The organism is Photobacterium carnosum, from assembly GCF_021236965.1.
Lineage (GTDB): Bacteria > Pseudomonadota > Gammaproteobacteria > Enterobacterales > Vibrionaceae > Photobacterium > Photobacterium carnosum.
In genome coordinates this window covers 41,053-66,188 of record NZ_WMDN01000015.1, presented here as the reverse complement: position 1 = coordinate 66,188, position 25,136 = coordinate 41,053, and the positions used below count along the sequence as shown (strand labels likewise).

Genomic DNA, 25,136 nt, shown 5'->3' with positions numbered 1-25,136 from the left:
TTACTTACGATAAAATGCCACTAGCGCATATCAATAATACCGATATCATTAATGGGTATCGTAAATAATTAAAACGAGATGACATATGATAAATTTCAAAAAGACGGTTTTAGTTGCCCTTATGCTTGGTAGTACAAATGCATTTGCTTTGTCTGCATCCTTAACGGGAAGTTATCCACTAACTGAAAATGATTCCCCAGTAAATGGCTATGAGTTAGCTACAAAAGTTGCGATAAACACATTGGGAGACAGCATCAAAGAGAATGCAGGGATCTTTACATCCAATATCACTGAGAATGAAAAACAGTTACTCATATCTGCCACACCATTTGTTATTCATAAAGAGGTCACAAATAAACGCATTAAAAGTTGCCCAGAAAGTACGTATGGTTGTGCTTTAGTCGATGTAACTGCAGTTTATGATTTATCTGAAATTAAAAAATACGTAGAACAAGTAACGCTAAATGCAGCTTTAAAAGAGCAAGTTCAGCGGTTGGCGGATCATGAAATTAAGAATATGAAAGGTGATCTTTCTGAAACAAAGAAAGCAACTGCTTATATGAAGTTAGCAGCACTTATTGATGCTGGTGGTGATGACCAAACTCAAACATTCATGATTAACGATAATTATAATGAAACGAAACAATTAGTGAGCCATAAACCTCTATGGCAGATCCGAGAAGAGTATGACGATTACACAAGAGCTAAACTGCTGTATTCAGGGATGCAAGAACCTTTAACTAATGAGCAGAAGAAAGAATTCAAAAAATTGAACATGCTAGCAATGGAAGCTGCCAAATCTGGATATAAAATCCGATCAATTGGTATTAATCGTATGACAGATACGGCAATTGTTTTAAAAATAACCTCAAAGGGTAATGGTTTAAATGATACGAGTTATAATCTGATGGATAAATCCATGGGAGTATACGCATCTGCATTAGATAGCCTCATTTACAAGCCTGCTGATAATTGTGTTCTTACCAACTTACCTAGTGAGTTAAGTCCAACGGAGTATTATGCTAATGGTTACGAGGCGGGGACGCTTATCGGTGGTATTAATCTTAAGTTCACAAACGAAGACGATCCGCGTATTACACCACTCAGAGGCATAGTATTGGTGCAAGAGTTGTATTATGGAGCTCAAAAGAAACCATTTGTAACGTATGCGCTAGCGGGTGATATAAAAGGGTATAATGAAAAAATGCATCCACAGAGTGTTCATAGCCCTGAGAATCATAACTGGGATATTCTTTATTATAACCTCTACTACCCTAATGGTTCTTACAGCATTAGAGCGGAAAAGCCAAAGGGGTTTAACCCCAAGAAAAATATACCAATAAAAGCAAAACAAAGGGTTATCACTTTTTAAATAGTCATTTTGCAATGGGATAAATCTAAGATAGAGCTATATATTCATATGCATTATTATGAATGAATAACTTTTAATATGAAAAAGGGAATATTGATATATTTAATTCATTTATAGTACATATACATGAATTAAATATATCGAATTAAAAAGTAGACATTATTCAACAGAGAAGTAATGTTTAATACTCCCTATTGAATAATGCATCTCATACCCCTCAAAAAGGGAATTGATTTAGCCTGACATTACCTATAATCAACATTAAGCATAACTATTAATTATGCAACATCTTTTATTTATTCATTAAATTTTTTTTAATATATACACTTACTTTTCTTATATATAATTGATTACTTACCCAAGAAATCAGCCCAATTAACCCATGAGTCTGAATAGATATTATCTGGATTACATGGTACATCATGCAATATATCCATATTATCTCGACGTCCTTGACGAAACTCTAAGTAATTTTTAAAACCCATTGGTGCTATTTTTTCTTTGGATTTTTCAAAAGATAGGTATCGTTCTTTCTTTGGGGCTAATAATTCTGAAAATTTAACACCATAAACCTTGTCTGGAGCTGCAGGAATAGATGATGGACGTTGTTTAACTTTACAGAACGTCCTAAACATTAAGACACTAGAAATCTTGTTAGCTAAAAACCACTCTTTACATGATTCTAAGTCAACAAATTCAGCCGTGAGAGTTTTTGTTGGTTTTTGTTCAGTACCTAAAAACTCTGGCCAACCTTGCCATTCACCAGTCTTACCGTAGAATTTAGATGGATCTCCAGGGATATTTTGTGGACGAAAGCTACCACCGTTACGGAGGTTATGAAAGGCGAACCAAGCTCTCATACTTTTAATATTATTATCTGATGCATATTGCATAGCTTCAGCTTTTGGGACCATATTGTTAGTAGTTTTAATTTCTACTGCTTCTTTGATATCGCTTTTGATTGATGAAATTGTCATTTTTTATTTTCCAAGTTAGATTAGAGTATTTACTTTAAGTTAGTTACTCGTTTGATATGTTTCTTATATAAATGCAATCTTTTAATGACAGGTATCCCATAGATTGTAGTATCTTCGCGGAAACTTCGCCTTTGTGCACTTAGATAGTCTTGAAGATTACTAACAACGGGCTTTTCTGTTTGAAAAAGAATTAATGGTATATTTGATATAATTTGTTTGTTTTTCTTATATGGGACTACATCAACTCTAGTAATAGGCTTACTTACTCGTTTAAATCTTAACGTCGTATCCTTTGGTAATTCATTAATAATAGAAATTTCGTTGTCAATAATTCGATTCCAATCTTCAGAATTACTTCTCTTTGGTGTTTTTTTTCTGTGTCTATCTAACAAGTTTAAAATTTCTTGTATAGATGTTTTATATGTAATGTGCTTATTTGTCCAACTAAAATTTATATATTCGACATTTTCCGTAACCAATGGAATATGCCTGTATACTTGCACAGTCATCAGATTATTAAACAGACTATGAACTAGATTGTATTTCTTATTAGAATTTTTACTATAGCCCTGAACCTGTTTTTTAAAATCATCTTTTAACTTGTTTATCCTAGTTATGTTTTCGTATAGGTTTTCTTTTTGAATAGCACTTCCATTTACAACCAAATACCCCGGTAACCTAAAAGCTCTTTTACCTGAATCCCCGAGACCTTTTTCAAAAGTTGAAAAAGACTGTAGAGCCAAATTAAAAGCTTTATAATCAGACACTAATGACACGCTAATCTTTTTAATATCTTTATGAGTATCGGCATCTTTTATTTCTGGAAGTAGATAAACCTTACTGTCTATAACATCCAATGTTCTTAGTAGGGAGGTTAAATTATTTATCTCTCTGTCTAGTTGGTATTTTAGATGTTTTAAGTTTTGCTCAATTTTAGATTGCTTAGACATAATGTATGCATTCCATTTCTTATTAGATGGATTATATACGCAATAAATCTCTACACCAATGGATCTATACCGCATTATAGGAAACACATTTCTCATTTCTTGCAATATTAAAATTTCGCGCATTAATTCGTCTATCTAAAAAATGTTACAATTATTGTCATTAACAATTTTAATTAAACAGTGAGAGTATTTGAATTTTCGCGCATTATATGGACTATAAAAAAAACATGCAAACATACAATGCTGTATGTTTTTCAAAAAATATCGTGCCATATAATCCCTATTAAGATGCATTTTAAATAATTCTTAATTATAACTAATTGATTTAAGGTTAATTGTACATGAAAAATAAACTATTACTTGGAGCAGTTCTAGTATCAGTTATTACTGGGTGTAGTTCTCAACAATCAAATTTGATGGTCACTCCTTATGTAAGCATCAAACATGAATCTGTAAACGTTCTTACTTCAAATAAGGCAGAACAACTACGTAACTCATGGAAAGAGGATGTAAATGAGAAATCCCACTCTATAACAAGGGAAACTCAGGTAGCTATGGCTATTGTGGATGCTGTTGACGATGATATCGAACCTATTCTTGCCCACCAGCCAATCAATAAGACTGTATATTTCCAGTTTAGTCGAGATAAGGTAAGAACGTCATTTAATGACATGCTTAAAAAAAATGCGACTTATTTAAAGCAAAATTTAGCAAGTCGTCTATTGGTAGTGGGTTTTACTGACGAAAAAGGGAGCGTTGATTACAATTATGATTTGGGGCAGCGTCGAGCTGATAACGTGTGTAAAAAGTTAGTAAAGCTAGGCGTTAGAAAGGTGCAATTAACCTGTGAGAGCTATGGTGAAACGCATCCAGCCGATTCTGCGCATACTAACGAAGCCAGAACTAGAAACCGTAGAGCATTACTTGTTTATTGATTTTTAATTTTTGGTAGATGCCCGTTCACTATGAGCATCTACCGTATTTGGGCTACGATTTTTTAGTTTATTGTAATTCAGGGTCGAAAAGTCGCTTTGTTAGCTCCGATTGGGCTATTTGATAGATTTCGATAATAAACATCTCACCTGTGAATGCCAGTTGTAGGTCATCTCCTTCCCAAGCCAAAAAACCTTTATCGATAAGGTTACTCACGCTATCAATAAAGGCATCCCGATTATCATCTTCTGGTGATGATTCAAGGTTATTTTGAAACAAAATGGACATTGCTTCAGTGTGATGTACTGAACGTTTCATTTCCCAAATTGTAGCTGCCAAACGAAACTCATCCACTGTAATTCCATGAATATTCACTTTTTGTGTAATAGCTGTTAATAAACGCAACCATGGTGTCATTTTGTACCCTCTATTTATTGATTAAAACCCTGTCGCAACTTATCATACATCTTGCAAATTCAAAATGTACTGTTGGAAAGGGTTGGGGTAGATAGAAAATGTATATCAATACGATAAGTGCACCCCTGAAAATTTCTTGTTGTATTTCTATTGCATTTTTTTTTGCTGCGTTATTTATCTCTTACTCATCATGTAATCATGATGTTTTTGTATTAATACTTAAAGAAAGTTGTTGTAAATCATATCATTATATTGATAGTCCATTTAAAGACATGCCAATATTATCTTATATTTATAGCTTAATGAGACCAACTGTAGGCATATAGAGTGACAGTAAAAGGTGACAGCGCATGGGGAGGACGGATTTTAATTGCGATAGTTATAACAAGCATTGCATGTCTAAATGGGTGCGCTGAATTATTACTCGTAGCAATAATGCCTACATCTTCAATCCTTGATGTTAGGGTTGATCAAGCTATAGATATGATCTTGGGTGCATTAACCGTAGGGACTTCTACCTTAGGAATACTGGTTATGATTTACTTAATGTTTATTTTTTTTCGGCGCTATCGTGATTAACATAAAAAGTAATATAACGGCCTCATTTCCTATCTATGATGGAACGCACTTTGTTGGGAGTATGATTTGCTTCATGAGTGACGTCGAAGTTATGGAGTTAAAAAATACTGGTCATGCAAATTTAGATATAAAGATGCCAAACGGTGAAATTAGAACTTTTAATTGCGTCCTGTGTCGAATTGATAATTTTATCAATGTAATAGTAGTAAGCGTCAATAGTAATGATTTTAAATTTTCATTTATAGATGAAATTCAACCATTGCTGGCACAGCATCAATCAAATGTGTTTGAGGTTGACGAAGTAGCAGTATGGACAATTAACTTAGTGCCCGGCCTGCGGGTATCAAAAGCGGAAAAATCCTCTTTTTTTACTTTAGACCCATATGTTATTGGTCTTGTTAGCTTGGTGATATTGGTTAGTTCCGTTTGTATTGCGACTCACATAGTAAGGTTCGGTTTCAATTTTTATATGTAACTAAACAATAGGTAACACAAGTAATGCAGCAACTTATCATTGAAGAGGGGATCTCGCAATATGAATTAGATTTAATTGTTACATTATCATTACAAATTAAAACCGATCCAATAACTTTTATAAAAAACTTACGGAAAAGCTCTCAGCTCTCTGGATTGAGTGTATTGGAAGAGTTTTATCGACTAAAAAATTCATATAATTTGAGATAACCATGAAGAACATACTAATTGTAACTATTATATTATCAGTAAGTTTGACCTCAACCACACTGATAGCATCTCCATTAACAAATAAACATCATGTAGTGGAACGTAGTAATGGGCATACTAATTCTAGTAAGTTAACAACAGTCATCCATAAAAAAGTTATCAGCCCTAAGAAAAAATTAAAGCCTGAAGATCTTGATGATTTATTCTAGAGGTTTTTACAAATGGGGCTATTCAAAGTGTTTCAGTGTGTGTTTTTTGGGGCATTATTAGCTCTAGGGCTAACAAATGGAACTCGTAATTTCATTGATAACTTCAAAGTGGCAGTTATGACAAAGGACACGTCTTTCACTCCCATGTTTTTAATGCCATTACAGTACAACACATGGAAAATGGTAGATGCCACAACTTATTTAAAACCAAGAAAAGATAGAACCGGTCAATATAGCTGTATTCATGTCACACCTATATCACCAAAATATCAGACGATAACGACGTTAGATAATGGTGAAAGAGTTTGTTGTGACATTCACTCTGGGAACGTACTTATACCAACGGCAAAAGATACAAATAGCTACTACTTCTATTGTGGCAGCTATCCAGAACAACAAGTTGTTTCATTGCCTATTAGTTACGTTAATCAAATTTGACCTGTCACTCGGAGTAGTAACATTACGTTCAATTTTAATTGCTGGATGCAACCATTTAATCTCTGCCAAATCATTCTCTGTAATGCGGTAATCCTTATTTATACCGGGCCAAAAACCAATATCATATTTTTCTTTTTGGTCTGGACTTTCAGCGATAACGTCGATATAAAAATTAATGTCTTTATCTTGAGTAAATGCCATTCCTCGAACTGCAGCTACGACTTTCCAACCGCATTTTATTGCCCAGTGGATAGTTTTACTTACTGTTAATTTTTCATCATCCATCATTTCAATTAGTCTCGTTAAGAATTTTACATAGGGACATTATGACGAATATTAAATAGAAATAATTATGAAAATGCTACCTGATTAATGTTCGTTATCAGATATCGCATGTTTTTTTGTTTTTTCACCAAAGATAAGCACTACGTACCGTTATTGCAGAAGTGGAAGACAATGTTGTTTGTTAAACTCACTGACATAAAAATCGCATAGGGGGAAACGATGATTATTATTCCTGTAAATTCGGTCGATCCAAAAACGAAAGAGAGATTTATTGGTATTAGTTTATCTGTATGGCCAAAGTGTGGTGTTGCTGTATTTTTAGGAATATTACTAATCTTAACATCTTGCATTTATCATTCGATTCTCTATAGCTACACCATGCCGACATGGGCACCATGGGGCGTTATCGCAATACTTGCTTTATTATCAATGCGTTGGCGATTATCAATGTCAGAAGACGGGAAAACGTTATTAAGACAGTTAACAATTTTTAGTATTGCAATATCACAAACCCCTTTTAAATGTAATGGTGAAGTAAAGCGAATTCATCTAATGCCTTCAGGGTTACGCAAGAATCAATACTATATTTTATTTGTAGGACCTGAAACAAAAGTGTCATTACATTACTGCATCATTCCTGAAGAAAAAAAACGACTAATAACATATCAAATATCAAGTATGTTCAATCTTGAAATGCCAGAAAATTAGAGTAAACCGTCATGATCTATTTTGATAAAAATCGGTTTATGGCACAAAGTAGACCGAACCTTATTCGGTCTATTGCCATCTCTTTCTTATACCCAATACAGTTATTTTACTTATTCGGATATGTTCCTTTAGCTAACGCTATTGATCCGTCATTTGTACCAATTATTATTGGTAACAATACAGAATCGTTGCTCTTTTATATCAACTCAATCATGTGCCCATTTACCACAATTCTTTTTCTGAAGAATGGGGTAGTTAACTTTGTAAGCCACCACAAAGAAGATCCAAGGCGTTGGGTTAATTTTGTTGTTATTGGAACACGACAAGAATATTTAGTTTTGGATGATGCGGTTATAAAGATGATCGTTTACTTAGTGTCAGATTACTTTAATGGTGGAGAAGAACAAGAATTCAGAACTAAGTTAAAAAATTTACTTACAAGTAACCGCCTCAAATTGAGCAGCCAAGTTCATGAGGATTTGATAATAATGGAGATTCAAGGTCAGGGTAGTTATATGGCGAGTAACCCATTACACCCATTAGTTAAGATTGCCGTCAAATAGCGTCCATTACGCGTCATGGGCAACCAAAACGCAAAGATTATTGTCATTAATATACTGCTTGATAATTTTAGTGCTTTTTTGCAATCCTACTTTAGCCGTCAAAATATCTTGATGGTAGCTTGATGAGTGAATTCCTTCAGCACCCTCGACGTAATGGCCAAGTTCATGATTATTTAGCATGTTACTTGCAAATGTCTTTGCTACCAGAATTCCTTTTTCCTTACCCATATAGAGTATATCAGTACAATATGAAGCAGTCCCTTGTGGTGGGTTAATAGCCCACTCTGGGACTTCATTCTCTGCTAAAGCGGTTGTAGCATTAAAACTTGCCCACATTAATAGTAAGCCACTTACAATTTTATATTTATTACGCATGATAATTAACCATTTGAAAGTGAGTATAAAGATAGTATATGGCTCAAAAATCCGACTTCAAGCGTTTTCCTCTTACAATTTTAAAAAAAATGTAGTCTCTTTTAAGACATACTTTATTAAGTATATATACTGCATAAAACCCCATTAACACTTTTAAGGAGCTTTATTATAGTGGTTCTTCAAAAATTCAAGCTTTACGAAGAGTTAACGGCGCGAATAGATAAAGGAAAAGAGTTTTATTTGGTCATTGTAGACGTTATTGATGCTCATCTTCATAAAGATATATTAGGCGATCTTGTTTTTACATCAGTTATGAATGATGTGGCATTGTGGGTTTTACAGTTGGCTCATAAATCTATGAAAAATAAAAACATCATGGCATTTGAGTATGGTTATAGTCAAATTGCACTTATTTGTTCTGGTCAAACGAACCCACACATCAGAGCTAAATTTCAAACGTTATTAGAATATGGTTATTGTCATTCAACTACGACAATATCTCATTTATTTAATGTGTCATATAAAGTTGCTATTTTTAATGAACAGAGTGATATAAGCGCCCAGGAATTACTTGAAGATGTAGAGCCACCGAAGCCATGTAACTCAACGGATGAAGAATTTAATAGTGAGAAATATACCTTCTCAAAATTAGACTTACTTAATGCCATGAAAAATAATGAGTTAGAGCTTTGGTTTCAAACGAAAGTAGATCTAAAAACGAACAAAGAAATGGGGGTTGAATCATTACTCAGATGGCGGCATCCAGATTATGGGGTTCTCTCTCCTGTAGATTTTTTATATTGGTTTAAATTTTACACACTTCAATGCGATTTAGATAAGTGGGTTATAACTACGGCTTTTAATCATTCGCAGACATGGGTAGCAAAGGGGGAAATGACACAGATTGCTGTAAATATTGATGGATCATCGTTAAACCAACGTCACTGTAATTTAGTTGATTTTATACGTGAGAGCGCCGCAATTTTCAAGATAAGACCTGAACTCATTGAATTCGAGATTGTTGAAACTCAGGTTATAGAGAAAAATTCTAAAATTCATCATGCGTTGATGGATATATCATCACAAGGTTTTAGTATTGCTATCGATGATTTTGGTACTGGGACATCCAATATTAATTATTTGATGTATCTACCCATTAACACCATCAAATTAGACCGATTTTTCTGCACTAATCTTAATTATCAAGATTTAGATATACGATCAATTTTAAAATTAGAATCTAGAAAAAGCATTCCTAGAGTCATAATAAAAAAAGCACTTGCCGCCCATAAATCCATGAATCAAACGTCATTATCAACGTTAACCCGCTCGACTGTGGATTTATTGCTTTGTACGGACCATAAAATCGTAGCTGAGGGGATAGAAACTCATGAACAAGCAGTGATCATGCATTCTCTTGGCTGTGATATTGGGCAAGGGTATTACTTTGGTTATCCGGAGCCAAGAATAAAAGGATAGCCATTATATATTAATGGTCTAATGCTATTGCCATTCGTGGATGGGGTAGCTGCCAATTAACTTACAATAAACATATATTAATTATGTTTATTGTAAGCGAATGACTACATTGTTATTCAGATACACCAAAAATAGACATCTAATCAAGCAAAGATTGCTTCTTACCTGAGTTATCAATTAGACCATCAGAATTATTGTTCTTACCTTCTCGATAACTCCATTGGTTATTGCATTCATTAGCCAAGTAAGGGAACGTGCGAGCTATCCGTCTCATTACTAGATCAAAATAATCATCATGCAGACGTTTAGCTAATGCTCTGTCATTTAACTGATATGCCTGACTATAACCTGGGATATTGTGCCTAATAAAGTTTGTGAGTAGCCTTTTTTGTCGAGACACGGACATCGCTGACCAATCTTCACCGTTATCCATATAAAATTGTTTTGCCAATATTTTCCAAAAGCTTAGGTCTTCAATGGGCAACGGTTTATCTAACATATTAAGAATTTCACATAAGTCTGACTCTACAAGCTGGTGATCACTGCTCTCATGATTAATATATTCCAGCATGAACTCATCAACGAGTTTTGTTGGTATATCCCAAAACACTTTTATAACATCACCCGTATTATCGTATGTTACTGGTAATTCTCTATTTTTGTGTTTCGTATTTTTAGGTAAGTAGAGTGGTGTGGACTGATTATATATCGCTAAATTTTCGTAAAATGCTTTGGCGTCCTTTTCGGGATAATTGTAATATTTAATTAAATTTTTTACGTTAAATCGAACGACTTCACACGCTTGGAATAAAAATACAGAACTTTCTTTCACCACGTTTTTAGCTTTAAATGCTGGCAGTTCTAATTCGAGGATGAGTTTACTAATAACGCAAGGTAACTCTAACCGCTTATTAACCCCTCTAAAAATGCGCAAGGTAAAATCATCAACGATCCAATCGCTTGTTTCTTTACAACATCTAAGTTCGTTTATATGCTGTGATATATTTAGCACTCGGTGTTGATTGTCAATATTGGCGACTGGCTGAGTTAAAAATAGACCATACATACATTCCGATATAGATGTTGCAACAGAATGACGTTGTGAATAATCTATAATTTCTGGAGAGCTTTCCGCTTGGTGTTTTTCCATCATGAACAAAACACTCTTAGCGGTTACAGGTAAACCCATATCTTCTAACAATTCTCTCTCTCTATCAGTACACAGTTTATCTTGTACTGATTGCAATATTTTATCTTGATACTTTTGTCTTTGTCTTATTTTAGCCATTAATAATAGACCTCATCAAAGCGGTGGTTCAACTGACGTACACACTCACCAGAGAGGTATGGGAAGGTGCGGCCGATCCTTCTTAGTAACGCGTCAAATGCGATGTCATGTAACTCAGCGGCTAATTCACGGTCTTGAAGGGTGTAGATCTGAGTGTAACCACAGTAACTATGTCGGATAAAATTAACTATATGCCGTTTTTGAGTGTCAGCGTTTAACTCATGCCATTTGAAATTATTATTTTGACGGTTGTACCACTCTCCGCACATTGCACGCCATAATGATAATTTACTAACTGGTAATGGGCGGCTAATGACATTTTGGATTAATTCAATCAAATCATTTTTATCTAACAAATCATGATTAATCATCTTCAATTCGTCGGGTACATCCCAACAGACACTTTTTATACTTCCATTTTCTTTGTTTTGAAGATAAGTGATCGGTGTGACCTCATGAGGGGGCATACCAGTATAATTAGTATCATCGACAGGCATATATAATTTGATATTTGGGAGGCATAAATTTCGATATAAATTAACCGCATCTTTTTTAGGGTAGTGATAGTATCGAATTATATTTTTGGGGGTGAATGGTATTACATCATCTTGGTCATAAAGATTAACGAAAAGGTGTACGTTCTGACCACATTCACTACGTACCAGCTTGAATTCTGACTCGCTTATTAACTTACCAGTTAGAGGTGTTAGAAGCGTGGGTAGCGGTAAGCATTTATTGACGCCATGGAACATTTTTTTAACTGTCTTTTTTGCGGTACGTTGACAGCTAATGTCGTTATGTTCTCTGTAATGATTTTCGGAAACCTCGATAAAATCTTTGATCGTTAACATAGGAGCGATTCCATCATCGTCTCTTTGTTCCGAGGATAACACCCAAAATCTGGAGTACATTCGTTTTATAATGGAGGCGTCTAAACTATTTTTATCATTATAATCATCAAAAAATTCCTGTGAGTATTTACTTCTATCCTGTAATTCCATGATCTTTCGATTTATATGGGATTGTTGGCACATATTCCATACATCACCCCCAGGTTGATGTAAGTGGATCTCATCTTTAAAAATTTTTTTTTCTAGTAAGGTTATTTTAACTATCGTTTGAGTAAGCATTATTATGGTCTCTGTTATTAAGTCACGAGACAATTATACTTACAAAGATAAATAACGCTAGACGTTGAAAGCGTAGTAAGTGTTGGTTTTATTGTTAGGGATCAAGGGTTCACGCGAATTGATGACGCCTTGATCACTAAATAATCGTCAGTTAAATACGTAAAGTAAACGATGCTTTATTCATGACTTCTTCAATATGGATTATATTATTAGGATTAAAGGTGATCATTCTACCGTTTGTTTCATCGACAATGGGTATACTTTCAGTAGATTCATCCATGTTGAACTTAATCGACAGTCCTAACTCTGGTAAGAAAAAGTCAGTATTGGGGAATGGATTGCGAGAATTAATAATATGTGTGATGCCGTGGAACAGCAGCCAGTTATCAATGATGCAATGGTAAATAGAATTTACAATGTGACCATCTACCGCCATTGTTTGAACACACTCGACAGTTCCGGTATATAACCCAATATTATTTAATTCTAAATGCTTAAATATCTCGACGCAGTTATTAAATTTGTCATAAGTTAGGATGTTATGGGGAAACAGCAAATAAGCCATATTATATTTGGACGAATAACCATGGCTTATGCCTTCTTTTAAACCAAGATTAGTCGAGAGGTAACCGTTCACCTTGCTCGCTTTGCTCGCCCAACCAAGAACGCAAGCAATATCATTAAGGTAATTAGCATCAAGATTAAGCCGCTTTGCTAAAGTTCTACTTGAAATGTTTTTTGTATTTGCATTACGATTGTTGGAGGTTTGCGGTACCGATTTAGTGTTTTGAGTAGGGGTTTTAAGTTCAACATCTACATTTAAGCCTTCTGGCCATTGGATAAAAGGACCGTATTTATCCGAAGACCCCATTTTAGCCCCTGCAGCAATACCTTCATCTGTAAGCACAAGCTTTCGATCTGCACCTCTCATAACATATTGTGATAAAAGTAAGGCACGAACTAAATCTGAATATTCCACACCTAGTCTCTTTGCTAATGATGAAGCCGAATAGAACTTTTTATCTTCAGACATGATTTTTACTTAATTATTAAAATTATTGAAAATCATACCCTGATATTTAAATCTATTGTCTTATGAAAACGACTAAAATTGACTTTAATAGAAAGAATATTGGTTCACGCCCATTCCCGATAAGGCTCAACTAAGCATGTTATCGATATAGGATCGAATATCATCCTTATATTCAATAGCGTAGTCATCCAAAACAAATCCAGCTTCATGGCTACGAAGATTGAAATCTTTTACCATATCAGGCGAAATGTATGTTACGACCTTCCAATCGGCTTCGGAGTAATCCAGTACACTCGGATCAGGGATAATAATAATTGCAATACCATCGTTAATAGTCTTGATATTACGCTCTGTATGCCCAGTAGGACATAGACCTGTTTGAGCGCAGTGAGAGGCAAGTTCTTGGGCGCAATCGACTAAAGCCATTCCTAGCTCAACAATAGCAGCCTTAACATCTAGTGTATTGTTACGTTCAAGATAGCGCACAACCGCATGGGTACTAATAGTTTGTGGAGTAACAAGAAAAGTTAGCTGAGTTTCAGGAGGGGCACAATTAAACCTTAAAAATAACGATTGATTGAAAAGTGTAAATTCATTATTTACAACTCCGATCGACATATAATTAACATTTGAAACTTTAATTTGTTGCTCATGATTATAAAGTATTGAAACAATATCGCTGTAACGCTCTATACGCTGCTTTAGCCGTTCAATGGTACTATTAATTTCGATTATTTCGCGTTTACGACTCCGGCTTGTACAGACTTGAAAGCGATTCTTAGTCGTTTGAAAGTAACGTTCAAATTTCTCACCCTGACTATAACGATAATCCATTACTGCTTTGATAATATCAGGCTTAACTTTATTATTATTGTTCATTTGCTTTAAAAACCTTATTTTTCTACTTATTAAAGGATAGATTTTTCTAACATTTGTGACCAGTATTATTTCATCTGGATCAGGAGCCAGCCATCAACCGCGCCTGTTGCCTTGCGTTCGAAAGCTAATTGTCATGCTCTATATGTAAAAATAAACAAAGAACTTACTGTAGACCAAAGACATAGAATGGTTAAGTTTAGTGAAAAGCTTATTGAGTAAGTATGTGATGAGAACATGATATCGAGAGATGAAGCCACATTATTAATCGCAAAAAACGCGCTAGATAAGGCTGTTGTGAGTAGAACTGGTAGACAAGAATGTTATAACCGACCGTTCAAGGCTTAGCATGAAATCGCACTTCGTGATGCATCCTTGCACCCGATCGATAGCTTCTTCCAAATTGTTAGACGTAGGTTGTCCATGCTAGAAAGACCGATAAGTACCACATCTAATCATGGAAGAGTTCAAAAGATGGTAAGACTCCTGCTGAACGACTTGGGTTGGCGAAAGGAAGCGTTGAAATTAGAAAGATCTTATACCCAATTTAATTCACTATGAGATTTTTAATCCCCAGTGAGCCTCTGCTAGATCTCTCAAGTTACCTGAATTGCCACGCGTCTCCTCAAGCCTCTTGATGTTCTGAGATAGAGTTTTCAGTTTTGAAAAACCTTCAACTTTCGGTATGAGCGTATACCCCGTTATGTAGCCACTATTATTGATTTTATCGATATAATCAAGGTTGCACCCAAGCTCCACAAAGGTAATAAAGTCGCTTAAAGGCACTTGCCGCCCTTCCACGGTTGATAACCAACCAGATGGCATAGGGTTGCCAATTACCTCATCGTCAAAAAATACAGCTATTTGAGCGTTGGTGAATGCACCTCTTGCGGTTCTGGCTTTGTTTAACCTTGTCTTTGTTAGTGTAACGAGTGACTGTGGCTGCATCGTAATTATCTCTTCGTATCAAGACCATTTGAGGACAAAATAGCACATAAAAACAAGGAGAGCATAGCTCCCCTTGTTAGCACCACGAAGCGCAATGGCTTGGACCGATGCCCACCTTTTTAAATTTTATCTGGTTACGATGATCAACTATCACCATAAATAGCCGTTAAATTTTCAGATAATAGCAAGTTATTCATAAAGATGCGGTGATTATTGAAGTTAATTGTGCCATTGATATAAATGGCATATTGCCAAACGTATTGTTTTATCGCATCGTTGATTGTGTAGTTTAAATTCAAACGTAACAGATCATAAAAAAAATGAATTGTTTTAAATTGTTTCCAAGATTCAAGGTCTTCCAGTTGATAATTATCAAAATCACTCATTGAGTTACTTTGAGCTAATTTAAATATATATGCCTTATGTGCAGCAATACTATCTAAATATTCTGTCTTATTGATACGAAGATGCTCCATAACTTCCGTAATTGATAAGTTACGGTGGCAATCGATGTATTCACCATACTCAACAAGTTCAACCTCACATAATTCGTCTTTAAATTCTGCTTTGACGATGTTCGTTAGGCGCCGATAAACAGTATGGAAAGGGGAGTGCTTCTTGATAAAATCTTGAGCTGTCTCTAATGATGTTAAAATATCATCGACAGGAATCATCAAATTTAAATCATTATAAATACGCATCGCGTATATTTTTTGCTTGTATGTAGGGGGATGGTTATTGTAGTACAAAATTTTAATCTCACAATTATCTGCAATAGTTAACACACCGACATAACTTAAAAGTGAATATAAAATCGCACTTTATTCACTTATATTTGGTATATTCCCGAAGATACGTTAACTAACAGTGAATTAATATTCATTGCCTGAATTATATTTTTACTGGTAGTTATGAGTAATTTTTAAATTAATCCCTATTTATAATTGATCTTGTACTCATTATTACATCACAGATAGAACGTGCCACTGCGAGCGATTTCACCTTGCTTCGGTAATGGTACTACGGCTATTTTAAAAAGTATCAAAACTAAGCAAAAAGTACCTGTACGAATTAATCCAATCAACGATACCCACATCTCCATTTTAAACAGTAGCTACAGATAAAGCATGAACACTATATGCTATCTTGGCATACTAGCGATATATTGTTATCACTTTTAAAAAAGATTTAGCGGCGTTATTTTGCGTGTACTAAATTTAAAATCTATCCAATAACCGCAGCCGAAATTACATTTCATTAAAGTGTTACCGTGTCACTGAATTGAAACGGTGACACTTAACGTTACAGTGTCACGATGTAATAAAATATTTAACAGAGTAACTTTGCTGGATGGACTAATAAATATCCCATACAAGAGAATTAATCCTCTTTATGGTTGTTAGCATTGAAAATTACACGAGAACTCAACGTGCATTGAAAATTAGCAACCCAAAGTAACCGGTACTAAAGTGGCGCCACCAAAACTACACGAGGCTAGTATTCTTCATTATACTGGTGACACCGTAACTTGTACTATATATGACCTGTTTTAGTACATTATTTAATCATGGTGGTTAGATGAACTCTAATTCATTGAACCACCATGATTAAATATTGAGCGATACTTTTAATTTGAGTGTTTTTACTTAATAAAGCTTGTTTAGCAACCATAGTTATGGGTGATTTCATTGATTACGTGACGCTGTAACTATAGGGAGGGAGGCGTTATATTGTGACACTGTAACTAGGTGGGCGATAGGGAATAAGGGTGACACCGTAACGCTTTAATGGTAATAATTATTACGCATAACTTTAGCTAGATTTTAAATTTAATAGCAGCTTTTTATTGCTCTGAATATTATTGAAAAGTACATGCAATAAATGGTTATTACGCAATGAAGCAGCAATAACCATTCATTACCATTACAAGTTAAAACGGTTCAACTCAAACATTAAAGAACAGTTGATGAGCTGAAAAGTTGGTAATTTTTATTTTTTATGAATTTATTTTATGTTTTTTTTGAATATAGGGCAGACCAAAAAGCGATTATTAATATAAATCAAACGGTTAACTTTTTAATTTGTTACCTAATAATCAGCACCGTAAGTATAGAGGTAACAGAATTAGTAAAAAAATAGGACACCTTGTGCGTTGTTGGTTATGGGCTTTCACCATTTCTTATAGGATGTAAATAAGAACTCAACAACATGATAATTAGTAAGCCATAATCCATTTATTTAATTTCCACTCAACGAATATGGCGAACAATATCAAATTGTCACTTAACCTTTGACCACCAGCATAATTACATATTTATTCAATGAAGATCGATGTTTACCCCGATAATTTACCAAACAAGTGAATGGTTAATTACATTTTATTCATTTATTCCGTTCGATGCCAATTCAGTAATTGCGGCTATACTTTATAGTAATGCGTTTGTAAATTACGTTGTATGGCAATGCTATACCAATATTTATATTAATCATCGAGGAATTTAATTTTGACCATTGTGGATTTAAAGAAACAACGCCGGTTAGATATCCTTGCCGCAATTAATACTTTTGATAAACCTCAATTATCAACATTATTGTCCAGTTATGCTAAATATGTCTGTCTATTGATGGATAAGCATCCAAAATTAGTGATGGGGCTATCTTCAGGTTTTGTTTTAACTAAGAAGAATAAGAATAACCTACATTCAATAGTCTCGGAATATGCTGGACTTGTTCTTACCAAGATCCTAATTGGGTGGGAGATAGTTGACGCTGAAAAATTTGCTACCAAACAGATAGCGAGAGCTAAAGCTAAAGAAGAAAAACGTTCCGCTAAAAGATTGGCAAAAAAAAACTTTTATGCTGTTAATGGTAACTTTTTTGACGGAATGGAATACAGCTTAATAAACAATTTATTCAACACACTTACTCACCAGAATCTCGCTCACAGAAAAGATATACCTCAACTTGTTTTCAATGATATAGCTGAAGATTTTAATTACCTAATATCTATTGATTTTCACATTCAGTTAGCAGCTATTTTTGGACGCAGACTTGATGATATTAATCTAAGTTCTAATAAGGGTATGATGTTATACGTTAACTCAACCCCCAAAGCTCAACACCTACAATTATCACTTGATCCCAGTATATCTTTAAAGGCTAATTTAGAAGCTGCTGATAACGCCCGTATCCCCGCTTTTTTTGATTTTATGCGTAGAAATTGTATAAGTGGTAATGTGGAGACAGTAATATCTCACTCTCAAATTGTTGACCAACAATCTTATAATGATACTGTCGCAACAAATCTGGCACTTGTAAAAATAACAGAAGATCATCAACTCCGAAAAAATAACAATGGCTTTTTGCCTGAGAAATTGGAGTCTGATATTTTTAATGTTAATTATCCGTATTATTTATCATTATTTAATCGACATATAAAAGAAGGTCTAACATATAAAGATAAAGAAGTGCTGTACAAGATAAAGCATCACATAATTAAAGAGGCTATAAAGTTAAAACTGGCTAAAGTGATATCAAAGGAACAGTTTGATAATCCATTTTTTTGTGATTTTACCCTCGATGATGATTGTATTACTGAACTAGAATATATTTTTAATACGATTGCATGTTTAGTTTCCGATGAGGATAATCAGTGTGACGCACCGATTATCGACCGATTTAGCCAGTTTTTCAGCCAATATGAAATTGAAAATCAAGTGTTTGATAACATCGATAAAGTGATAAATTTTTTCACAGACGAACTGAAATTATACAAAACAGATTTAACGCCTTATTACCATTTCCCTAATGATTTTTTCATACGCGTTATTGCTGCCGATTATTATGATGTCTACTTGATTGATTTTCAGGGATATAAATTTCACATTCCAACTAACAAACTAGATTTTTTTGACGTACCTATATCTAAAGCCATTAGTTTAGATGATCGCAATTACGGACGACCATTAACTGATCACGAGAGAGAAAAATACAATCTACCCGACATTTTGAATTTATTAGGTGTTATTCCACGATTTCCCAACAATTTAAAAACTAAAACAGAGTGCAGCAAGTTATATTTTTAGTTTAGTTGGATGCTGTTCACCAGCATCCATATTTAGATTAAGCCTAAATTCTTTCGCTTGTATGTTTTATTCTGACGCGACAAACATAATCGTAAGCTACATACAATAATTACGTGCGCCTGTTAACCATCAGTCAATATATTGAATAACGTCACACAAGTTCTTGCATAACAACACCTGTCCAGCCCGTAGAGGCACCTTGGAATGAACTTGCACACCATCGTCGCACTAACCAATAAAAATGCCACCAGTATCTTTGCAGCATCGTCTCAATGAGTGCTAAACAAGATGTTATCGCTTAATTAAATGACCGTCTAACAATCTTAGCTTTTGTCTGCACTAAACATTCAAGCACTCTATCCGAAATTTTAATATTTGAGAGTGTTTCATTATTATAACTCACCTGCAGGTAGCCGTTGAGTTCTCCAGCTTTATCCTCACCGACGATCAGCTTCAGATCGGCCTGAGAAGTCATCAAGCCATCCTTCATCGTTACGTATTTCACAGATGCCATCAAGTCTTCGATATTAGAGATTACACTTTCATTCTTCATTTTTTGTTTCAATACCTTATGTGTAGGTTTTGGCTGAACCTACATGTTCTTTGCCGCACTGTATTGTTTTTTTTTAATAATTAGAGAAAAAATTTAACGGGGGGTGGTTGACGTGATTAATGTACTAAGTTGATCACTAATCATAAGGTGTTGTAAGGCTATTACGACAAAATTAGATATCGACAGGAGGAAATGGTAAGCCTATTAGGTAAACAGGCTTACCATAAATATAATTAGTGGGATTTTCTTTTTTCAGCCTTACCTTTGATCATATCCTTAAGCTCGTCACTCAATAAAATATTTCCGAATGATTGATCGCCATAACTTATGCGCACAAACCACCCTGAAAGACCACATTTCAATTCTCCACGAATCAATTGTAATTCTGCTTGAGAGGGGAGAAAGCCCGCATTCATTGCGATATGACCAATTAAATCATGCAGTTCTTTTGCGTCTGAAATTGCAGCGATATTTCCCATTTATTGATAATCCTTATATGTAACTTGTACAATTATTTATATATTGTTTAATCAAGGCTCATTTAAAAGCGGTATAAATCTTTCAAATGAGCTAATGGAGTTGGCTTAATGGCTATCAATAATAATAGTTGATACCTTTTTCATAAAAATACTTGATGCCTGACATACAGCTTCATACTCACCAAGCATTGCACTTTGAATACCGAGGTTATCTATACTTACTATATAAAGAGAGGCATGAGCCAAACCGATTGAATCTAGTTTTTTCTTCAAATTATCAACAAGTAATGCTTGTTCTTTATCTAGGTTATCATGCCCGTTTTCAAAATCATTTTTGGCGAAATCTAAAAACGCATCAACATCGATCATGGCTAGATTGATCACTAAATCAGCCACCCCTGAAACGTTTTTAATATGAGTAATAAATTCATCAGTAAAATCTAAAACTGCGCTCACATCCCCAAGGGCAGGGACTAAGTGATGATTTAATAGCTCTTTCAGTATTGAGATTGTTAAAGCATCTTTTTCAAAAATATGAATAAGAAATTCAGGTTTGCTTCCCATTTTAGTGTCCAATTTAATTTAAATGTATTCGTGTGCAAATATTTTCGCATGGGAATTAATACGCGCAAGCCGCTATGATTGATAAATATTATTGTTGTTAACTTACTAAAAAAACCGATTCACCCCCCTGTAAAGGATAAACTAAATTTTATCCTTTACAGGGGATGATTGGCGTTACCACTTAATGTATCGTGTGTTTTTCATCTTGGCCTAGCATCGAATGTAGATTTTGATAAGCATCATATTCACAGACAAAAGCGCCGATCACTATTGGCGGAATTTGTTTGTTATTTTCGATAGGTACAAGTGCAATTAAATATGGCTTAGAAAACTCAAGAGTTTTGAATAAAGTCTTGTATTCTTCAATTCTTCCTAATGCACAATTAAGTTTAACTTGGTCGTCGTTTAAGAACTTAATGGCATCTTTACGCGCATCACTCATACAAAGTGAGAGATCAATAGGAGCGATTGAAAAAGAGGTGCCTGGATTATAGTATTGAACCATTTCTGCCGAAGCCGTTCTAAGTAGGTTTTCTAACTCAGAAGTTTCAGTAGATTGGTCAACACATAAAATAAATTCCTCTTGAGCTGATACAAGTAGATGATTTAGCACATCTAGCGGGTGCGGATAAGGGGACTCTTTATCTGTAAACATTAGAACCGCTTTTTGTGACATCCCGATATTTTCATTTCTAAACATGATGTTACAAATCTCCATAAATCAATCGTAGTTGCGTTACTATTTTATTGGTCTTTTAAACCTAACTTCAAATCAGCGAACCGAACTAAACCAGCATGACCAGATATGAGCTTCGCGTTAATAGGTAGTTTGTAGTTAACAGTGGCCAAGTAATCTTGCATCTGCTTAACATTAAGCATCATTGTGAGACGGGGATAACATGAAGAAAAGCCAAGCATAAACATAATATCGTGTTTATCTTCTTTAAACGTTATTAACGTTAGAAACAACTCATCATCTATATTTTTCTCTTGATAATTATCAAAATGGGTATCGAGAACAGTCCACAAATCATACTCAGAATTAAATGTATATTTAGGACTGAGGTTTTGAACTATAAAGTGAATACCTTTTTGAGAAATAATATCGTTTAATGATTCTCTATACGTAATAGTTAAAGCACTAAGCAAGTCGTCATCATCACTGTTGTTATTCATCATAAATATCACCATGCCTGTAATTGTAGTTGTAAATATACTACGATTTCAACGTATAACGTTATTCTATACGTATATTGGTTTTAATTGGCTGAGAATTGATCGGTATTTATGTTTTATCGCTGAAATGAGGTTTTTTTGTTATGTTATTTTTGTAATCAACTTACGATATAAAATATTACTGTTTGAATGTAATTTTTATTGGTAGGATAGTGATGTTAACAGAACTCATATCTCTATTGAGCGCTATAACACTAACGGCATAGGCTTTCCAATCTTCGACCTATGCCGTTTTTATATCACTTTTTATGAAGAATTCTCGTCTTGAGTTTTTTCTTACATGATGGTGAATTAAACAGGTTGGTTATGGTTCTCAATTCTGTCATTACAAGATTGTCTCGCATTTAGACATTTAGTTGTAGTCTCGTTTACAACCTTATCGATAACCCTCTTACTCGTGGTGTTTAAATGTTCCTTATTAAGAGATTTAACACTGATCTTAAACTGACCAAATATACCATTTAAATTTAATCTGATTCCTTTTAGCTTGCTTGCAGTTGTCTTGCTATCATCAATAGCGTTACACAGTGCTCTGATTTTATTTTGCTCAACACGAATCATCTTGAGGACTGTAGCGTTATGGCTCCGTGTCACTCTGTGCGTACGTTTAAATGTATTGATACTAACGCCACGATTAGTCTCGATTGATTCACTAGAAGCCCATATAGGGTTAAGTAGCCTGTATGCCTCGGTGTAAGCAGTGTCCCACTTAAAACGATTCTGTTTAAATAGCGATGATAGATATTCATCATTTTTTAGATAGCCTTCGATAATGCTGTATTTATCATGAAGATTAGTTAAATCGGATCTGTCACAATCTCCTGAACGGATTTTAACAATTAACGTATCAAGGTTATTGTTAAGATCATTAAAATCAGTTAACAGTATCTTTTCAGCATCACTTCTTATAACGCTAAATGCGTTCCACCAGTCACGTATTAATTCCTCACAACCAGTTTTAGTTTCATTAAAATCAGTTAAATCACGCGATGAAATAATTGCAGCATCATCATTAGTCACTACGTATTTATAAATATAGATTTCGAGGTCAGTTACTTCTTTGGTATATAGGCGAGCTAATCCATATTCTTTTAATAACGGGTGGTTTTGTTTGAGAATCTTGTCAAGATCATTCAAAAGGGCATCTACTTGTAACTTTGCGGTGACCATTCCTTTTTTATGTTCGTAAAAATCAGATATTCGTAACTTTTTCGCTGCATCATGACGCTTGGTTTTTAAAATAATACTATCAATTTCACTATTTTTTGTTGCAATAATTCTTCCCGTTTGTGGGGAGACCAAGAAAAAGTCAAAGCCACGTCTTATCTCATAAACTTTAGGTAAATGTTCCATTGGGAACAAGTCATATGATCGCATTCGATTATATAACTTCCTAAATTTAACTAACGACAAGGCTTCTTTTTTTCGATGTGATTGTTGTTGTTGGTACAACTCAAATCTTACGGCCAGGTCACGTTGAAAATTGCTAATGTTATTGTAGGTTACTGACGATATACCTCTGGTACTCGTTAAATAGCAAAACTTATCGAGGGCGTGAACTTCTTCTTTATCAACTTTTCGGAGAGGTTTATTTTTTAAGGTCCGATACGACACATAAGCTGATTTTAATAATTTTGCAGTAACGTTACGATATTCATGATTTGATGATCCCGAACGCTGGATGTAACTAAGCAAACGAAGAATATAACGGTTAATTGTTTTTTCCATTCCAGTTGCTAAATCAACACCGTTTACATTGCTCACAACCTGTTCTAACGAGCTTAAAACACTAGGTGATACGTCACTATAAGTAAGATGGGTTTTGCAGTAGTGATAAGCCTTACGTAACTGAATTAAACGCTTAACGATATCATTCCTGTATTGAGTGTAATTTGATGTTGTATCAACAGCCCATGGCAACCGATGTTCTGGGGCGAGAGACATTGTTGATATTAAAACTTCTTTAGTGAAGAATTCTACTTCAGCCTGATTATTATCAACAATTGAAATCTTAGGGTATCGAGCAGATACCGTTAGTTCATTATTCTGAATTGTTGACCGCAGTTCTTTCTCGCCAAAATAAAACACGTTATTGGCAGGTCTATTATTATTACGAATTGATAAATAGGCATTATTAGAACCAAACATGACATAATCGGCAATTGATTCACTATTAAAATTATTTTCAACAGGGAATAACCACAGTAGATTAATGGATTGATCCCTAAAAAATAACTCACGACTGTAAACAACTTCCGTTGTAATCCAACTACGATAAAATTCAATAGCCCATTTATTACCACTTAAATCTTCAAAATAGATATCTGGCTTCCGTCTTGTATTGCGATCATTATCTTTTGAAAAGATGAAGTGGCTATTAACAATACTTTCCAATGAAATTAATGGACTACGTTCTAACACTTCAATGACATTATATTTATTACTTGTTCGCCATTCATTCTCAACATCAGAGCAGTAATCTTTGTAAAGGTCATTAGCAACACCCGTATAATATGGACAGGATAAGACCTTTTCTAGTTGATCCTCTGTAGGAGTATGGTGACAAAAGTAGTATGTAAACATGTTGGGCTGTTGTGGGTTTCTACGTCCGTACAAGCTAGAATTACAATAGCAACAACGAAGATAATGGGTGTCATTATCGTGCTTTGCTTTATGAATTTTAGCTTTCGTTTCTTGATACAAAACGTCAACCGGCTTAAATGGGTTAGTTAGCAATCGACCGACGGTAGTTACTTTATTTTGTTCACCAACGAAAACCTCCCATAAGGGACGACTGATAATATAATTATTCTTCATTTCTCAATTTCTCGATTGTGACCTTGCCTTAACAACACAATACCATTGACCCAAAAAGCTAACAGCATTGTATAAAACTGAGGTTTTTAACGATTATTTCACGCGTTTTGATACGCGCAATTGCTCACGCGGCAGTTGAGTTAACACTTTCAGCCGTA

At 34.5% G+C, this 25,136-nt stretch carries 25 protein-coding genes; 8 read left to right on the top strand and 17 right to left on the bottom strand.

What is annotated here, in order from left to right:
- The first annotated feature begins 85 nt into the window (after window positions 1–85).
- On the top strand, window positions 86–1,372 hold the full coding sequence (locus tag GLP24_RS14055) for a hypothetical protein (RefSeq protein WP_101767476.1): 1,287 nt from the start codon (window positions 86–88) through the stop codon (window positions 1,370–1,372).
- Window positions 1,373–1,722: 350 nt separating this feature from the next.
- Here GLP24_RS14055 and GLP24_RS14050 read toward each other — a convergent pair whose 3' ends face one another.
- Entirely contained in the window at window positions 1,723–2,349 is a 627-nt protein-coding gene (locus GLP24_RS14050; RefSeq protein ID WP_101767475.1) for a hypothetical protein, read from the bottom strand.
- Between the two features lie 29 nt (window positions 2,350–2,378).
- Window positions 2,379–3,299, bottom strand: coding sequence for a DNA replication terminus site-binding protein (locus tag GLP24_RS14045; RefSeq protein ID WP_167388499.1), 921 nt, complete (start codon window positions 3,297–3,299; stop codon window positions 2,379–2,381).
- A gap of 341 nt (window positions 3,300–3,640) precedes the next feature.
- Between GLP24_RS14045 and GLP24_RS14040 the strand changes: the two genes are divergently transcribed.
- Window positions 3,641–4,234: an OmpA family protein gene (locus GLP24_RS14040; protein ID WP_101767473.1), complete on the top strand. Its 594-nt coding sequence runs from the start codon at window positions 3,641–3,643 to the stop codon at window positions 4,232–4,234.
- Between the two features lie 67 nt (window positions 4,235–4,301).
- Here GLP24_RS14040 and GLP24_RS14035 read toward each other — a convergent pair whose 3' ends face one another.
- On the bottom strand, window positions 4,302–4,649 hold the full coding sequence (locus GLP24_RS14035) for a hypothetical protein (protein ID WP_101767472.1): 348 nt from the start codon (window positions 4,647–4,649) through the stop codon (window positions 4,302–4,304).
- Window positions 4,650–5,301: 652 nt separating this feature from the next.
- Here GLP24_RS14035 and GLP24_RS14030 point away from each other — a divergent pair.
- Window positions 5,302–5,703 carry a hypothetical protein gene (locus tag GLP24_RS14030; RefSeq protein ID WP_144043137.1) on the top strand — a complete coding sequence of 134 codons (402 nt, stop codon included), beginning with the start codon at window positions 5,302–5,304 and terminating at the stop codon, window positions 5,701–5,703.
- A gap of 430 nt (window positions 5,704–6,133) precedes the next feature.
- The gene (locus tag GLP24_RS14025; RefSeq protein WP_101767468.1) at window positions 6,134–6,559 is read left to right on the top strand and encodes a hypothetical protein; all 426 of its coding nucleotides are present in this window, start codon (window positions 6,134–6,136) and stop codon (window positions 6,557–6,559) included.
- Here GLP24_RS14025 and GLP24_RS14020 read toward each other — a convergent pair.
- Window positions 6,527–6,847, bottom strand: a complete 321-nt coding sequence (locus tag GLP24_RS14020; RefSeq protein WP_101767467.1) for a hypothetical protein — start codon at window positions 6,845–6,847, stop codon at window positions 6,527–6,529. The genes GLP24_RS14025 and GLP24_RS14020 overlap by 33 nt on opposite strands.
- Before the next feature lie 216 nt (window positions 6,848–7,063).
- Between GLP24_RS14020 and GLP24_RS14015 the strand changes: the two genes are divergently transcribed.
- Together GLP24_RS14015 and GLP24_RS14010 are read left to right on the top strand one after the other, a co-directional pair.
- A complete protein-coding gene (locus GLP24_RS14015) occupies window positions 7,064–7,552 on the top strand; it encodes a hypothetical protein (RefSeq protein ID WP_101767466.1) in 489 nt (162 codons plus the stop codon).
- A gap of 11 nt (window positions 7,553–7,563) precedes the next feature.
- Window positions 7,564–8,115 carry a hypothetical protein gene (locus tag GLP24_RS14010; protein ID WP_101767465.1) on the top strand — a complete coding sequence of 184 codons (552 nt, stop codon included), beginning with the start codon at window positions 7,564–7,566 and terminating at the stop codon, window positions 8,113–8,115.
- Window positions 8,116–8,121: 6 nt separating this feature from the next.
- Here the strand turns inward: GLP24_RS14010 and GLP24_RS14005 are convergent, their stop codons facing one another.
- A complete protein-coding gene (locus tag GLP24_RS14005) occupies window positions 8,122–8,490 on the bottom strand; it encodes a hypothetical protein (protein WP_101767464.1) in 369 nt (122 codons plus the stop codon).
- Window positions 8,491–8,661: 171 nt separating this feature from the next.
- Between GLP24_RS14005 and GLP24_RS14000 the strand changes: the two genes are divergently transcribed.
- Window positions 8,662–9,969 (top strand): EAL domain-containing protein, encoded by a 1,308-nt coding sequence (locus GLP24_RS14000; protein ID WP_101767463.1) that lies wholly within the window; start codon window positions 8,662–8,664, stop codon window positions 9,967–9,969.
- A 139-nt stretch (window positions 9,970–10,108) separates the two neighbouring features.
- Here the strand turns inward: GLP24_RS14000 and GLP24_RS13995 are convergent, their stop codons facing one another.
- The 6 genes from GLP24_RS13995 to GLP24_RS13970 form a co-directional block, all read right to left on the bottom strand.
- Window positions 10,109–11,257, bottom strand: coding sequence for a hypothetical protein (locus GLP24_RS13995; RefSeq protein ID WP_101767462.1), 1,149 nt, complete (start codon window positions 11,255–11,257; stop codon window positions 10,109–10,111).
- Complete coding sequence (locus GLP24_RS13990; RefSeq protein WP_232616178.1) at window positions 11,257–12,387, bottom strand: hypothetical protein; 1,131 nt, start codon at window positions 12,385–12,387, stop codon at window positions 11,257–11,259. The genes GLP24_RS13995 and GLP24_RS13990 overlap by 1 nt, the downstream gene beginning before the upstream one ends.
- Before the next feature lie 151 nt (window positions 12,388–12,538).
- On the bottom strand, window positions 12,539–13,420 hold the full coding sequence (locus tag GLP24_RS13985; protein WP_101767460.1) for a hypothetical protein: 882 nt from the start codon (window positions 13,418–13,420) through the stop codon (window positions 12,539–12,541).
- Between the two features lie 126 nt (window positions 13,421–13,546).
- Complete coding sequence (locus tag GLP24_RS13980) at window positions 13,547–14,299, bottom strand: hypothetical protein (protein WP_101767459.1); 753 nt, start codon at window positions 14,297–14,299, stop codon at window positions 13,547–13,549.
- 552 nt (window positions 14,300–14,851) lie between these two features.
- Entirely contained in the window at window positions 14,852–15,244 is a 393-nt protein-coding gene (locus GLP24_RS13975) for a hypothetical protein (RefSeq protein ID WP_101767458.1), read from the bottom strand.
- Window positions 15,245–15,387: 143 nt separating this feature from the next.
- A complete protein-coding gene (locus GLP24_RS13970; protein ID WP_101767457.1) occupies window positions 15,388–16,029 on the bottom strand; it encodes a hypothetical protein in 642 nt (213 codons plus the stop codon).
- A gap of 1,719 nt (window positions 16,030–17,748) precedes the next feature.
- Between GLP24_RS13970 and GLP24_RS13965 the strand changes: the two genes are divergently transcribed.
- Window positions 17,749–19,329: a hypothetical protein gene (locus GLP24_RS13965; protein ID WP_101767456.1), complete on the top strand. Its 1,581-nt coding sequence runs from the start codon at window positions 17,749–17,751 to the stop codon at window positions 19,327–19,329.
- Window positions 19,330–19,627: 298 nt separating this feature from the next.
- Here GLP24_RS13965 and GLP24_RS13960 read toward each other — a convergent pair whose 3' ends face one another.
- The 6 genes from GLP24_RS13960 to GLP24_RS13935 form a co-directional block, all read right to left on the bottom strand.
- On the bottom strand, window positions 19,628–19,882 hold the full coding sequence (locus GLP24_RS13960) for a hypothetical protein (protein ID WP_101767455.1): 255 nt from the start codon (window positions 19,880–19,882) through the stop codon (window positions 19,628–19,630).
- 233 nt (window positions 19,883–20,115) lie between these two features.
- Window positions 20,116–20,361, bottom strand: coding sequence for a hypothetical protein (locus GLP24_RS13955; RefSeq protein ID WP_101767454.1), 246 nt, complete (start codon window positions 20,359–20,361; stop codon window positions 20,116–20,118).
- Window positions 20,362–20,466: 105 nt separating this feature from the next.
- Window positions 20,467–20,925: a hypothetical protein gene (locus GLP24_RS13950; RefSeq protein ID WP_101767453.1), complete on the bottom strand. Its 459-nt coding sequence runs from the start codon at window positions 20,923–20,925 to the stop codon at window positions 20,467–20,469.
- A gap of 181 nt (window positions 20,926–21,106) precedes the next feature.
- Entirely contained in the window at window positions 21,107–21,625 is a 519-nt protein-coding gene (locus GLP24_RS13945) for a hypothetical protein (RefSeq protein WP_101767452.1), read from the bottom strand.
- Window positions 21,626–21,669: 44 nt separating this feature from the next.
- Window positions 21,670–22,104: a hypothetical protein gene (locus GLP24_RS13940; RefSeq protein WP_101767451.1), complete on the bottom strand. Its 435-nt coding sequence runs from the start codon at window positions 22,102–22,104 to the stop codon at window positions 21,670–21,672.
- 348 nt (window positions 22,105–22,452) lie between these two features.
- Window positions 22,453–24,978, bottom strand: coding sequence for a competence protein CoiA family protein (locus GLP24_RS13935; RefSeq protein WP_232582799.1), 2,526 nt, complete (start codon window positions 24,976–24,978; stop codon window positions 22,453–22,455).
- Window positions 24,979–25,136: the final 158 nt, after the last annotated feature.